Genomic DNA, 15,408 nt, shown 5'->3' with positions numbered 1-15,408 from the left:
CTAATTATTTTGTTTACGCTTTTAATACGAAACCTTCGCGGTAATCGCGCTTTATATATTGGTTAACTGCATCAAAGTTGGTAACTTTCATAGCCTGGTTATCCCAAACTAATTTTACCCTGCCGCCGTTAAGCTCATGACCACGCACCGCAAGGTTAGCCATCAATAAAGCCTCCGTAAGCGGACCAGCCTTATCAAACGATGAGCTTAGTTCTGTTTTACCGTAACCGGCAATACAGCCTTCAACCCACTGCGCATAGTGACCATTGGCGCCGCCCGGTACACGTGCCCATTTTTGCGGAGCTTTCGCATCTTTGGTAAGCGATTTTGGTAATAACGTAGGCGCATCAGAATAAGTACTTGCGTACATTTTTCCTTTTGTACCGATGAACAAAGTACCGTTGCCTTCTTCGCCGCCGAAGTTTTCACTTGCTAACAATTCGATAGGTCTTTCAGGCTGGATACCACCGTCCATCCAGTGCAGGGTAACATCACCTTTAGTTTTATCAGTTTTAGGGAATGTCAATGTGATGTGGCTTGACGGAGGGCAGCTTTCAGGGAAATGGCCTTCTTTAAACTCATCTACATAAACACTGCCAACGCTGGCCTGAACATCTTTTGCATACTGGATCCCCAATACACGGAAAGGAGCCTCAACCAGGTGGCAGCCCATATCGCCAAGGGCGCCTGTGCCGTAATCCCACCAGCCACGCCAGTTAAATGGAACCAGTTTATCAACGTAATCTTTTTTAGGCGCAGTACCTAACCACAGGTCCCAATCCAACTCTTTAGGGATGTTTGGCTGTGGCGGTGGCCATGCAATACCTTGCGGCCAAACCGGGCGGTTTGTCCAGCAGTAAACGGTATGCACATCACCAATCAGGTCGGCATCATACCATTCTGAAAGTAAACGGGTACCATCATTTGATGAACCCTGGTTACCCATTTGTGTTACCACTTTGTATTTTTTTGCAGCCTCTGTTAACAAACGCGCTTCCCAAATATCATGGGTTAATGGCTTCTGAACATAAACGTGCTTGTTTAACTGCATCGCATTGTATGTGATGATAGCGTGGTTATGATCGGGAGTTGAAACCGAAACGGCATCAAAATGTTTGTGTTCTTTATCAAACATTTCGCGCCAGTCTTTATAATACTTTGCTTTAGGGAAATCGCCGCGTGATTTGGCCGCTCTGCGGTCGTCCACATCGCACAGGAAAGCGATTTCGGCTTTACCGCTTTTGTAAAAGTTAGCAATATCGCTTTGGCCTTTACCACCGGCGCCTACGCCGGCAATCAATAACTTGTCGCTTGGAGCTATAAAACCCTTACCGCCCAAAACATGGCGTGGAACTATCATAAAACCAGCGGCTGCAATAGCGCTGCTTTTGATAAATTGCCGTCTCGACGGGTTTGGGGTTTTGTCCTTTTCTTCAGTCATAGGTTGTTCTTATTAGGTTGTTTTTATGTGCTGCAGATTAAATTTCGCCTTTTTTAAGTATCTCAACAGCATGATTGGCAGCACGTGCAGTTAATGCCATATAAGTAAGCGAAGGGTTTTGGCATGCTGCCGATGTCATACATGATCCATCGGTAACAAATACGTTTTTAGCATCCCAAACCTGGTTCCACTCATTCAATACTGAAGTTTTTGGATCGCGGCCCATACGTGCAGTACCCATTTCGTGAATACCACGACCAAGGAACGGATTGGTGCTGGAAGTTTGAACATCTTTAGCCCCAATTGCTTCAAGCATTTCTTTGCCGTCTTTTTCCATATCGATACGCATTTTCAGCTCGTTTGCTTTTAATTCGGCATCAATGGCAACAACTGGTAAGCCCCATTTATCTTTTTTTGTTTTGTCGATAGTAACCTTGTTTTCGTGATAAGGTAAGGTTTCGCCGAAAGCGCCCATACCTATATGCCATGAACCTGGCTCAGTCAATGCATCCTTAAATGCACCACCGATATTCAGTTCGGCAATGTCGCGGCTCCAGCCTTCGCGGCTTGCCGAACCCTGATAACCGAAACCGCGGATGTAATCACGCTTTTCGCCGTTAAGGTTACGATAGCGTGGGATATAGAAACCATTTGCACGGCGACCGAAATAATATTTGTCCTCATACCCTTCAATTCTGCCATAAGCACTAACATTAAGGTGGTGGTCCATCAGGTTGTGGCCCAACTCGCCGCTGCTGCTACCTAAGCCGCCTTCCCATACGTCGGTTGCTGAGTTCATCAGGATCCAGGCCGAGTTTATAGTTGAAGCGTTTACGAATACGATCTTAGCGAAGTATTCATAAGTTTTGTTGGTTTCAGCATCCAGTACTTCTACACCTTTAGCTTTCTTGGTGTCCTTATCGTACAATATTTTGGTAACGATAGACCATGGACGCACCGTTAAATTGCCGGTAGCCATAGCCGCAGGCAAAGTAGCCGATTGTGTGCTGAAATAAGCACCGAACGGACAACCTAACCAGCATTTATTACGGTACTGGCAGTTGGTACGGTTGTTATGCGGCACAGTGATATTGGCCGTACGGCCAATGATCATGTGACGTGCTTCTTTATAGAATTCTTTAAGGCGTTTTGAAACGTCTTTTTCAACCACGTTCATTTCCATTGGCGGCATAAAATCGCCATCAGGAAGAATTGGTAAACCATCTTTATTACCAGAGATACCGGCAAATTGCTCGGCATAACTATACCATGGAGCGATATCTTTATAACGGATAGGCCAATCCACAGCTATACCATCTTTCAAGTTGGCTTCAAAGTCAACATCAGCCCAGCGGTATGACTGGCGTCCCCACATTAGTGAACGACCGCCTACGTGATAACCACGAAACCAGTCGAACCTTTTGATCTCGGTGTATGGGCTGTCTTTATCACTTGCCCAATAGTCAAGGTTTGTTTCATTTAACGGATAGTCGCGCTTAAGAACCGGGTAATCCTCAATCATTTTTTGGGTACGCCCGCCTCTATGCGGAAATTCCCATGGATCTTTGGTAGCATTTACGTAATCTTTAATATGCTCGATATTACGACCACGCTCAAGCATGATGGTTTTCAAACCCTTTTGTGTTAGTTCTTTGGCAGCCCACCCGCCTGAAATTCCTGAGCCAATGACTATTGCGTCATAAGTGTTTGCAGACATACGAATAATATGATTAGTTTAATTTGTTTAGTACTTGGTTATCTGGTTAAATGTATGAATAAAATTCATTTTGCAAAATTACATTGTGTTTTTTTTACACATAGGTCGCCCCCCGGCCCCCTAAAGGGGGAGCTGCTTTTACATCCCCTTTAGGGGGTTGGGGGGCTAAATATTCCCCTTCTTCATCTCGCTCATGGCGTAATCAGCAGCACGTGCGGTAAAGGCCATATAAGTTAGCGATGGGTTTTGGCATGAGGTTGAGGTCATGCTGGCGCCATCGGTAACAAATACGTTTTTAACGCTATGCATCTGGTTCCATTTGTTCAATATGGATGTTTTAGGATCATTACCCATGCGCGCACCGCCCATTTCGTGGATATCCAAACCGGGGGCACGTTTATCGGTACTGGCTTTAATATTGGTAAAGCCGGCGCTGGTAAACATTTCGGTTAGCTGCTCTATATAATCCTTCTTCATCTTTTCATCGTTATCGTCGTAATCAACGTTCATCTTTAATAAAGGCACTCCCCAGGCATCTTTTTGCTTATCATCCAGGCTTACAAAATTGCTTTCCTTCGGGATGGTTTCGCCCATCATGTGCGAACCTACATGCCATGGGCCAAGCTCTTTATTAGCCAGGTTTTCTTTCAGGCTGCTGCCTACGCCATCCCAGCTGCGCTGCGGATAACGATAAGCGCTAAAGCCCGATGCATAGCCGCGTAAAAAGTCAGTTTCCTGTTTATATACGTTCCTGAACCGGGGAATGTAACCACCGCCGGCAGGGTTACGGCCATCGGTTGTCCATTCTTTAGCGCCATCATACTCGGCACCAATATGGGCCGAATAATTATGGAAGGCAACATATTTACCCAACACACCACTGTCGTTGCCGAGGCCATTAGGGAAGCGGTGCGATTTGGAGTTAAGCAATATCAGGTTGGTATTTAACGCTGCTGCATTCACAAAGATTACTTTGGCGTAATACTCAATAGCTTCTTTGGTATTGGTATCAATAACCCTTACGCCGGTTGCTTTGCCAAGCTTGTCGTCATAAATAATGGATTCAACCACCGAGAAAGGCCTTAACATAGAGTGGCCTGATTTTAACGCCCATGGAATTGTAGTAGCATTCGCGCTGAAATATCCACCAAACGGGCAACCACGCTCGCAGATAGTACGTCTTTGGCATTGTACCCTACCCTGATCTAAGTGAATCTGTTTAGGGGTTGACAAATGCGCACAACGCGCACTGATCACATACCTGTTTTTATATTTACTTTTTACGTGATCTCTAAAATATTCCTCAACAGTGTTTAACGGAAATGCGGGCAGAAACTCACCATCCGGCAATTCGGCAATACCATCCCGGTTACCGGAAATACCCGCAAATTTCTCTACATAACTATACCATGGGGCAATATCCTTATAACGAATAGGCCAGTCAACAGCGAAACCATCACGGGCAGGGCCTTCAAAATCAAAGTCACTCCAGCGTTGGGTTTGGCGTGCCCATAGCAGGGATTTACCGCCAACCTGGTAACCGCGGATCCAATCGAAGGGTTTATCCTGTATATACGGGTGCTCAGCATCTTTTACAAAAAAGTGTGCCGCGCTTTCTCCAAATGCATAGCAGCGGTTCACTATTGGGTTGGCCTCCTGAACAGCCATCGGCAATTCGCCGCGGTGCTCAAACTCCCAGGGGTACATATTGGTAGTGGGATAGTCTTTTATGTGTTTTACATCGCGACCTCGCTCCAATATCAGCGTTTTCAACCCTTTATCTGTAAACTCCTTAGCAGCCCATCCCCCGCTCATACCCGAGCCAATTACTATCGCGTCGAAAGTGCGTTCCTTAACGCTGTCGATATTTAAATTAGCCATCGCTTAAACTGCTTGCTTTTGTTTATAAGGGAAATGCGCGTTGTACCTGCCCGGTACAAGCTCATATACCACTATGTTGGTCATAAAATATTTTGAATTGGTGTAACCGTTTATGGTTTGCCTTTTTACTATGCTGTAAAACTTTTTAAGCTCGGGCGAATATTTCCCTGCCGGCGGAGTGGCCGGTGCAGCATCCTTCTTGTCGCCGCTTTTCTGTGCAGCCGCTTCTTCCGCTTTACCTTCCTTTTCTATATCCAGTAAAAATGCCTCCCGGGTTTTGGTATCCAGCTGGTCAAACGTTTTACTATATAATTTTTGAGACTGATCTGCAAAATGTTCCATACCGGTTACAAATGCCTGCTGATCTTCTTTTTTATAGCAATCATCCAGCATTTTCAGTACAAATAAATGCAGCTGCAGGTCTTTAGCGCCCGGCGTTGTTGTTTTAGGAATAATAGTTTCCGAAACATCACCTATCAACTGCTCCTGATTGGCAGTGATGTCGATATTTTTGAGTGCAACCTTCGACTTTGTTTTATCCTGTGAACAGGCCGGGAGCAATGCCGCTCCTCCTATGATCAAAGCCAGGTTTTTAATGACGGTACGCCGGTCCATTGTTTAAACTAAATTGTTTTAGCGAAGCCCATTTTATCTGCCATACTATTTTTAGTCTATTGAACAGATAAAGGATGAGGCTTTTTATGATTTATAACGTGTTCCCAAACTTAATAATTACAATCTAAAATTAAAGGCCGGGAAATTAAATATTCACGAGAGCGTAAGATAGCCTTATACTCTTAATAACCCCATTTTTTCATGATTTGTAAATCAATTTTTACACAATCGATTGGGTCCATCCCCTGGTATGATTCCTGCTCAATAATAAATAACGAGGTGCCTCCTTTTTTTGCACCAGCCTTTACAATATCTTTAACGGGCAGTATCCCTTTACCTAAAATTGTACTTTCGGTGTCATCGCCATTATGTGGCGGCACCTTAATTTCGTCTTTTACGTGCATTGACTGGAACCTGCCGGGATACTTATTAATAAACTCTAACGCCATACCGCCGGTGCTGAACATGTTGCCGATGTCAATTTGCTGAGCAACCAAAGCCGGATCGGTATTTTGAATGATATAATCATAAAGCGTGATATCACCTACTTTGGTACTGATCTCAAAATTGTGGTTATGATAACCAAACATCATTGACGATTGCTTACAAAGTTCACCACACTTGTTAAACTGCTCCATTGTACGTTTCAGGGCATCGGTGTCGGTGCGTACCTTTTCGTCAAGCCATGGACTTATCACAAATTTTTGCCCCATGGTGGCTGCATCCTCAATGGTATATTTCCAGGCATCGGTAAAATCATTTTTAGATGCATCCCAGTGCTGAGGTGTCATTACGGTATGGCCGCTTGGCATTTTCAGGTCAAGGTCGGCCAGGACCTTTTTAAATTCTTTAGCAGTATAGCCGTAAAATTTCCTGTCGATATAATTAGCATGCTCCACATGTGCATAACCCGCATCAGCAATCTTTTTAAGCGTTCCCTGCGGATCGGCTTTCATGGCATCGCGTACACTATAAAGCTGCACCCCTACGCGCTTTAGTTTATTGTCAGTTGCTGCAAATAAACTATCATGAAGCAAAGCCGCTCCGGCTACTGCCATTGCGCCGGTTTTTAAAAATGATCTGCGTGATGTATACATGGTTATATGTTTAAGGTTATTTTGCTATCGGGAATACAGGAAACAATAAATCGGAATTACTTACAAAAGCAAGATGCTTGCTATCCGGCGCCCATGACGGGGTGTTGATAGTACCCTGCCCGCCGTATAGGTAAGCAACTACTTTTGACGGACCGCCTTCAATTGGCATTACCCGTAAATATACATGTTTATAAAATGGATGATCGCCGGGAGATACTTCGCTTTTCAGGAATGTGATGTAAACTATCCATTTGCCATCCGGCGAAATATGCGGAAACCAGTTATTATAATCATCGTTAGTAAGCTGTGTTTGCTCACTGCCGTCGGCTTTCATACGCCAAACCTGCATGAGGCCGCTACGTACCGAGTTGAAGTAAATATACTTACCATCGGGCGAATATTCAGGCCCGTCATCAAGCCCGGGGGTATTGGTGAGACGCTCTTCGGGACCACCGTTCGCCGGGATGCGGTACACATCAAATTCCTTATTGCGTTCGCCGCAAAAAACAATATACTTTTTATCGGGCGACCAGCCATGCATATAGCTTGCACCGTGCCCGGTTTGTGTTACCCGGGTTGCCTCCCCCCCTGCTGATGACACAGTGTACCCAATTGAAGGGCCACCATCACCACTGCTAATGGCCAGCATTTTGCCATCAAAGGAAAGCACATGATCATTATTATTGTTCTTAGCGATGCCTGTATTGAGTACTGTTGGCGTATGCGATTTAAGATCAAATTTATAAAGCGAGCCTTCGCTGTTATAAATAAGCGATTTCCCATCAAGCATCCAGTTTGGCGCCTGGATCGATTTTGGCGACTGATAAATCACAGTAGCGTTCCGACTCTCCAGGTCGAGCAGTTCAATCGCACTGCCTAAATACTGTTTATACGGCACAAGCGTAGCCGGGGCTGGTGTAACAATACGTGTATTGTTAAATACCGCTTTCTCGGTAACATCAGCATTGTGCGAACAGATGAAGATGCCAACATACACGTCGTCGCCTAAATCAAGATCGGTAACTTCTTCACTCACAAACAAATCACCTTTACGTGCTACCGACATGGTGTAGGTATTGCCTTTACGCTCCAACTGGATCACATCGGCGGCGGTGATGGATGCTTTCTTTTCTTCAGTGATTCCACTTACAGTTTTACGGTATTGCAATGAAGTTAAACCATCGCCATGCACAACCGCATTGATATGTTTTGAGTTTGAATCGAGCGTGGCACGCACCATTAAACCTACCTTGCGGTGGGCCTCAACGCCTTTACCTATAAAAGCTGCGTTGGCGCGAAGGATGAAATCGCCTTTCATTTTCTTCCACACAAAATGGAAGTCATCATGCGTAGCCCAGATGTTTTGGCCCGAACCGGTTAGGGTATACTGCTGCAGTTTGGGGTCATATACCCCGCTACCCGCATGTTTAACTGTACCTACATCGGTTTGCCCGTCAAAAATTCCCGGTCCCTGAGCCTTAACCCGAAATGAAAACAAGGCAAGGCAAGCCATGCATAACACAACGTTTAATATTTTACAGCGCATTGGTTTGGTGTTTAGTGTACACTATAATCGGTTCACTAAGGTATATAATCAATTCGCAATTAAGATAGTACTATTTTAACAATTCTCCACTTTTTTAACATATAACCAGATTTTTACAAAGTGTAATTTTAACACGGAGTGGAGATTTAAGCCGTTGTTGGTGTTGTCACCAACAACAACCTGGCAGGTAACGCTGAACCTCGCTGGCTTGGAGCAGAGTTGTTGGTGACAACACCAACAACGGCTAAGGGAAACGGGAATTTCAAAATACAAAAAGGCCATAGCAATCATCCCGCTATGGCTTTCCATATATAATATTATAAAGCAGCTTACTCCGCCTTGGCCAATATCTCGTTAACGGGTATCGCCACAGGTACAATAACAGGCACCGGCGTACAGTAATCCTTCAAAAAATCAGCTTTCGAGTCGCGGTATGAGCTTACTGCTCCCAGCATGCTCATCATCTTAATATAACACCAGGCAAGGTCAAACTGGTATGGTTTAAAACCTGAACGGGCGCTTTTAGGATACAGGTGATGGTTATTATGCCATTCGCCTGCAACGTAACCCGGCCATAGTTGATTGATTGACATGTCCTCGCGGTTATGATCGATACCATCGCGGCGCATATCTTTTCCTTTGCCATGTCCTTCATAATTAAATGTACGTACGCCAACTGCCCAGATCCCCGCCGAACCAAATACTGCACAGGCAAGCGCCGGGCCGCCTAACAGGTAGAAAGCCGCAAACCAAAAGCCCCAGTTGAGTATAATACCAACTATGGTACGCGTTGGATTAGCCAAGGTGCCCCATTTTTGATACTGCTTGTAAGTATTGGTGGTTACCCCGGTATGCTTCATCAGGTTAACACATTTTTTATAGCAGGCCTCGTCCATGTTGCGGGCTATAGGCTGGTGGTTAACATCGGCCAGAAAGCAATACATAAAACCACCTTGTGCGTTGTACGGGTCGCCAGGCTGATCAGATAAAGCGTGGTGCACGTGGTGTGATACGGCGTAAATCTCTTCAGGAATGATTTTAAGCGTAAGGTTTTGTGTAAAAAACCGCCAAAATTTATTTTTAAAAGTATAAGCGCCATGAGTGCAATACCTGTGGTGCCAGATAGTACCGTGGGTGCCCATAATGATCATTCCGTATACAAAGGCAACAATGAGCCCGGTGATGCTGAAATATTTAAAGATGAACAGGCCTAAAAAAGGTACTAAAGCCAAAACCAGCGACCAGCTTAAAAATGAAAGCCAGTTTTTTTTATTGCTGAATACGTTGAGCCTTTTAAAAAATTCCTTTACAATTTGCTTGTTGGTGGGTTTTGAGAGATTGCCAAGTTCATCTGTCCAACCATATGCAGGTGGTTCGAGCACAGTGTTTAAAAATGCCATTAAGTTTTGGGGTGGTTAGTTTAAAGAGTAGGAAATATCTGTCTATTTTGTCACAATATAGTAAAAATTACTTATTGCTTATACGTATTAACGACAGAAAAAGATTTAAAGTACCCAACAAATGATTAAAACTTTTTCAAAATAATTAAATTTCTTTATAGGAAATTACAAAAGCCAATACCCTACAGATATTACTTAATAAGCATTAATCATGTAGCAAACCCACAGATTTTAAATAGGAATAATTTTTGAGGAAAGGTTAATCCGTTACCAAAGGAAGGCTAAAACTAAAGGTGCTGCCTTTATTTACTTCCGAGTTTACCCAAAGACTGCCGCCGTTAAACTCAATAAGCTCCTTACATAAAAACAAGCCAATGCCTGTCCCCTTTTCGCCGGAGGTACCTGTTGCTGAATATTTGGTATTGAGGCTAAATAAGTGTTGAAGCTTTTCAGCAGGAATTCCCTTGCCGGTATCCGCAATATTAATTTTAAGGGAGTTTTGACCATTAAGAGTTGATAAGGTGATTATTCCCTTGTCACCAGTAAACTTAATGGCATTGCTAACCAGATTGCTTAAAACTACTTTGATATGCCTTTCGTCGGCATGCACACATATTCCGGGTAAGGCCCTGTTTTCAAACCGGATATCTTTTTGCTGAAAAAGGTAGCTGAAGATCCGCTCCATTTCAACACCAATCAGATAAATATCAACTGCCGATGGCTCATGATTAATACCTTTGATTTGGCTCCCCGCCCATTCAAGCAGGTTTAAAAGTGTTAATTCGGCACCCTGTACTACCGGTTCAATCTCCTTCATCAGGCCTTGTACCTCTGTATCAGTTAAAACATTGGTATTATACAAGCGTAATATAGAGTGCAGGTTGGCAATAGGCGTACGGAGGTCATGCCCTATAACAGCCAGCAACTTATCTTTAAGGCTGTTGATGCCGACCAGGTTTGAAGATTGTTCTTCTATCAGTTCTTTCTGAATCAGCAGGGCCTTATGCTGTTTACGCATCCGGTTGGTTAAAACCCTTTTTTGCTTATAATGATAGTAGGTAACGGATAAAGCCAGTATCACAACCAACAGCGCAACAAGCAGGGTAATGATAATCGTTTTCTGCAGATGGATTTTTCCGCGATATTCCTTAGCTTTTTGCTCAACTGCCGCAATAGCAGTTAGGCGACTGTTAAGTTCAAAATAGCTTTGGATCAGCTCGGTATTTTTACGCTTATTGGTAGCATTAAGACTATCAAGTGCTGCTGTATATTTCTTTTGGTAAGCCAGCGATTGCACCAGATCATGCTTTTGCTCAAAGCTGTGAGCTATAGTTTTGTATGCAGATGATATGCCATCCATAATCCCTATGCTATCTGATAACACTGCGCCTTTTTTAGAAAGTTCAATTGCTTTATCGTACTGATTTACCAGATTATAAATAGTGGCTTGCTCAATAAATGATATAGCCCTTAAGCGCTTGTTGTTAACAAAGTAACTCATATGCAAAGCGGTATCCGAATAAGCAATTGCCTGCTTATACTGCCCCTTTAACCGGTAAGCGTTGGCAAGCCGGCTATACAATATGCAAATAGCGGGCTGGTCATTTATAGTGCGGCTAAGCCGCATGGCGAACTTTGCGAGGGCTATCCCCTTATCATATTGTTTAAGCTTTGCATAAACAAATGAACGTTCGTTGTAAACCTCGGCCAGCATTTCGGGATCATGGCCTGCAAACCGGGCAGCTATGTCTAAATTTTTTAAAGCCTTGCCATAATTCTGCAAATCGGTGTAAGCGCGGCCTATTGAACTATAACAGTGAGCAAGTATCAGGGGTTTGCTTTTGGGCAGATAGGTTAAAGCCGAATTGAAATAAAACAAACTGATAGGATAATAGGATTGTGACCAATATACGTGCCCCAAATTCAAAAAGGCACTACCGGTACCTTCGTTATATTTTATTTTTTCCGAAAGCAGTAAAGCATGCTCGGCCATTGCCCTTGCCTCATGAGGAGCACCAACGTAGATATTTTCGATAACCCTGTTAAGGCTATCAATAGTTTTGATTAATGACTGCGATTTTTGGGGATCAGTTCCGCTTGCTTTTTGGGCATACATACCACCATGCATCAACAACAGCAATAATAAACCTACGGGCCTCGTCATTCGCAAACAGTTTCAGGCTGCAATCTAATAATAAACTTAATATGGACAATAGCTATCCGGCAACCAGGCAGCGCTCGCCCTGCAACAGTTCAATGCAATGTTCATAATTATCAGGCATTTGAATCTGCTCAACTTCTTTCATATAGCTTTGTTTTATTTCTTTACGGCGGCGGGCTTCGATAAACCGCCTTACCTGCTCGCGGTTTTCCAGCACCAGGCCGGGCACTTTGGCTGGCTTGTTAAACTCGTCTTTTGCCACCATGGTAAAATAGCTGGTATTGGTATGTTTTACCGAGTGATTTTTGATATTTTCAGATATTACCCTAATGCCTACTACCAGCGATGTATTGCCCACATAGTTCACCGATGCCATGAGCGATACCAGTTCGCCAACCTCTACGGGTTGCAAAAAATCCACTGTATCAATAGAGGCTGTTACGCAATAATTGCCGGCATGCTTGGCTGCACATACATAAGCTACTTTATCCATCAGCGAAAGCAAAATCCCTCCGTGAATTTTTCCGCCGAAATTGGAGTATGAAGGGATCATCAGTTCGGTAATGGTGGCTTGTGAAAAGGCTACGCTTTTATAGCCGTCGATATCGGATAAAGTGCTCATAATGATGTTAAGATAGTATAAGGTTATGCACTAAAATACAATTTATGCAACATTAGTATTACACAGGATTAAATGATTAAACCTTCATTAAACTTTAACGGTCAATAACCTAAATTGACCCTAAACTATGAAAAAACACTTACTGCTTGCGTTTATTGGCATTCTTTTTTTATCAACGGCCTATGCCCAACAGCCCCGTGAGGTACACGGGACCGTGGTTGACAGCGTGGGTGCCGTTCCGGGGATTACCGTAAAACTGATATCCGATAAAGATAGTGCAGTAGTAGCAACCAGTACCGCAGGGGTATTCTTTTTCCCTGCCGTTGTATCCAAAAACTTTAAACTTACCATCAGCGGTATAGGCTATCAGCCTTTTACACGCCGTTATGTAATGGATAATGATACCAAGCCTATTAAGCTTGATCCTATTAAAGTAAAGGTTCAAACCAATATGCTAAACACGGTAGTGGTTTCGGCTGTGATCCCCATCACCATAAAAGAAGATACCGTCGAATACAAAGCCAGCGCCTATAAAGTAAGAGAAGGATCACCCGTAGAGGACCTGCTTAAAAAACTGCCGGGCGTAAGCGTTGATAAGGATGGCAATGTAACCGCACATGGCAAACAGGTTACCAAGGTGCGGGTAAACGGCAAGGATTATTTTACCGGCGATGTGCAAACAGCCACCCAAAACCTGCCTGCTGATATCGTAGAAAATATACAGGTGATTGACGACTACGGCGACCAGGCCAATTTAACCGGCATTAAAACAGGCGACCCGGACAAGATCCTGAACATTACCATCCAGAAAGGAAAAAGCAAGGGAAACTTTGGCCAGGGAAGCGTTGGCGTAGGCAATGACGACAGGTACCAGGCCCGTCTGTCGGCCAATTCATTTTATGATGCAAGGCAGCTGGCGCTCATCGGCACATGGAATAACAACAACACCAATACGTTCAACATTGGCAGCAGCGGCGGTGGTGGCGGTCGCGCCGGGCGTGGAGGCGGTGGAGGCGGCAGCAGTGCCGGAGGGGTAAGTACTGCTAATGGCATCACTACTAACCGCTCAATAGGCACCAATTACCGCGATGACTGGAGCAAAAAAGTAACGGTGTATGGCAGCTACAGTTTTGCAGATAAAGACAGGGATATCAATAGCACAACCCTGCAACAAAACCTTTATCAATCGGGCAATATCATCAATATGGATAACAGCACTAACCATAATCACGGTATTAACCACAGGTTTGATTTCAATATCGAATACAAAATAGACACATCCAACTATATCAAAATAAACCCGGGGTTTTCGTACGCTACTGCTGAAAACATGAGTACCGATACCTTCAGCAATACCCGTAATGAAAATTTAGTTACAGGTAATGAACTGGCTTTAACCAACAACTCATCACAAACCGGCAGCCTTAATGTGCTTTACAACCACAAGTTCCATAAAAAAGGGCGCAATTTTAGCGTTAACGCCAATGTAAGCTATTCTAAAAATGATCAGGAACTTAACGATAAGTATACCACCCGGGCTGATACCGTAGTAACGCCCCTGTTTCAGCAGGTTAACTCCGATAATCAATCTCAAAAAGTAAGCCTTCACTTTTCATATATCGAACCTATTGGTAAAACAACTTACCTGGAAAGCAATTACAGCTACAATTATTCCAATACCGATAATAACCGCTACAATTACCGGGTTGATCCTGTAACGGGTAATCAAACTTATGTCGACTCCTTAAGTACGTTGTATAACTATCAGTTTATCACCAACCGCATCGGGTTAAACCTTCGGGGGGTACAACCTAAGTATAATTACACATTGGGATTGGCGGTTCAGCCTTCAAAGCTCGATGGCGAATCACATAATTTCCATACCACTACATCTACTTTTAATATTATCCCAACGGCAAGGTTTATCTATAATTTTTCAAAAAACCATTCATTCTCATTCAATTACAGCGGATCAAATGCACAGCCGTCGTTTAGTCAGTTACAGCTTCAGCCAGATTATTCCGACCCTCAAAACAGGGTTTATGGTAACCCGGATTTGAAACCGTCCTTTACCAATAGCTTCAATGTAAGGTACAATCAATTCGATATTGCAAGCGGCAATTCACTGTTTACCAATTTATCATTTGCCGAAACACAGGATGCAATAGTTACCAACTCATCGCCGGTTAGTGCTAATACCCAAACCACCAAAGGCAATAACACCATACAGGAAACCCGTTATATTAACACCAATGGCGTTTATAATGTAAACGGCAATTATTCCTTTTCCAAACCTTTTGCCGAGCGTAAGTACACTGTATCATTAAATGGCGGCGCCAGCTATAATAACAACATATCATTTATAGAGAATCAACGCAACGAGGGTAAAAACTGGGTACTTAACCAGGGGGCTAAACTCCGGGTTGACCTTGACAGCATTATGGACAGTGAGATCAGCGCAAATTACAGCATTAATACCACCCGTTACAGCCTGCCATCCTCATTAAATACCGATGCCCAAACCTGGACACTGGGACTGGATGGCCGCAATTACTTTTTTTACAGCTGGGTGCTTGGTTATAGTTTAACCCAAACCATCAATCACGGCTTCAGCAGTACTGTTAAGGCCAACCCTACCCTGCTGAGCAGTTATCTTGAATACCAGTTTTTAAACAAGCATATTGCTTCGCTCCGGTTCCAGGCCTTTGACATTTTTGACGAAAACAAAGGCATCACCCGTACAGCGGTTGGAAACCAGATAATTGATACGCGCACTAACCGCCTGGGCAGGTATTTTATGCTGAGCTTTACACTCCGGCTCCAAAAATTTACGGGCAGTCGTCCGCAAGGAGGGCGTAACGGTGGCGGGCGCGGTTTCGGCGGAGGTGGCGGCGGGCGTCGTGGAGGCAGGGGATAATTTGTATCCCG

Annotated in this window: 10 protein-coding genes; 1 reads left to right on the top strand and 9 read right to left on the bottom strand. The window is 43.9% G+C overall.

The genetic code is table 11. The features are described 5' to 3' along the window. Nucleotides 1–13: 13 nt before the first annotated feature. The 9 genes from AC59JO_RS18335 to AC59JO_RS18295 form a co-directional block, all read right to left on the bottom strand. On the bottom strand, nucleotides 14–1,441 hold the full coding sequence (locus AC59JO_RS18335; protein ID WP_497307015.1) for a Gfo/Idh/MocA family protein: 1,428 nt from the start codon (nucleotides 1,439–1,441) through the stop codon (nucleotides 14–16). A 37-nt stretch (nucleotides 1,442–1,478) separates the two neighbouring features. Then, a complete protein-coding gene (locus AC59JO_RS18330; RefSeq protein WP_497307013.1) occupies nucleotides 1,479–3,158 on the bottom strand; it encodes a GMC oxidoreductase in 1,680 nt (559 codons plus the stop codon). A 165-nt stretch (nucleotides 3,159–3,323) separates the two neighbouring features. Continuing rightward, nucleotides 3,324–5,039: a GMC oxidoreductase gene (locus AC59JO_RS18325; protein ID WP_497307011.1), complete on the bottom strand. Its 1,716-nt coding sequence runs from the start codon at nucleotides 5,037–5,039 to the stop codon at nucleotides 3,324–3,326. Between the two features lie 3 nt (nucleotides 5,040–5,042). Further along, complete coding sequence (locus AC59JO_RS18320; RefSeq protein ID WP_413667335.1) at nucleotides 5,043–5,654, bottom strand: gluconate 2-dehydrogenase subunit 3 family protein; 612 nt, start codon at nucleotides 5,652–5,654, stop codon at nucleotides 5,043–5,045. Between the two features lie 182 nt (nucleotides 5,655–5,836). Then, entirely contained in the window at nucleotides 5,837–6,751 is a 915-nt protein-coding gene (locus AC59JO_RS18315; protein ID WP_413667334.1) for a TIM barrel protein, read from the bottom strand. 16 nt (nucleotides 6,752–6,767) lie between these two features. Beyond that, complete coding sequence (locus AC59JO_RS18310) at nucleotides 6,768–8,297, bottom strand: TolB family protein (protein WP_497307008.1); 1,530 nt, start codon at nucleotides 8,295–8,297, stop codon at nucleotides 6,768–6,770. Between the two features lie 329 nt (nucleotides 8,298–8,626). Next, entirely contained in the window at nucleotides 8,627–9,697 is a 1,071-nt protein-coding gene (locus tag AC59JO_RS18305) for a fatty acid desaturase (RefSeq protein ID WP_497307006.1), read from the bottom strand. Between the two features lie 259 nt (nucleotides 9,698–9,956). Then, a complete protein-coding gene (locus AC59JO_RS18300; RefSeq protein ID WP_497307004.1) occupies nucleotides 9,957–11,861 on the bottom strand; it encodes a tetratricopeptide repeat-containing sensor histidine kinase in 1,905 nt (634 codons plus the stop codon). A 52-nt stretch (nucleotides 11,862–11,913) separates the two neighbouring features. Next, nucleotides 11,914–12,480, bottom strand: a complete 567-nt coding sequence (locus AC59JO_RS18295) for an acyl-CoA thioesterase (RefSeq protein WP_413667330.1) — start codon at nucleotides 12,478–12,480, stop codon at nucleotides 11,914–11,916. Nucleotides 12,481–12,607: 127 nt separating this feature from the next. Between AC59JO_RS18295 and AC59JO_RS18290 the strand changes: the two genes are divergently transcribed. Then, nucleotides 12,608–15,397, top strand: coding sequence for a TonB-dependent receptor domain-containing protein (locus tag AC59JO_RS18290; RefSeq protein ID WP_497307002.1), 2,790 nt, complete (start codon nucleotides 12,608–12,610; stop codon nucleotides 15,395–15,397). Nucleotides 15,398–15,408 lie beyond the last annotated feature (11 nt).

Source organism: Mucilaginibacter sp. A5337 (assembly GCF_059690695.1).
Note: the sequence above shows the minus strand (reverse complement) of the source record. Positions and strands in the feature narration are given on the sequence as shown.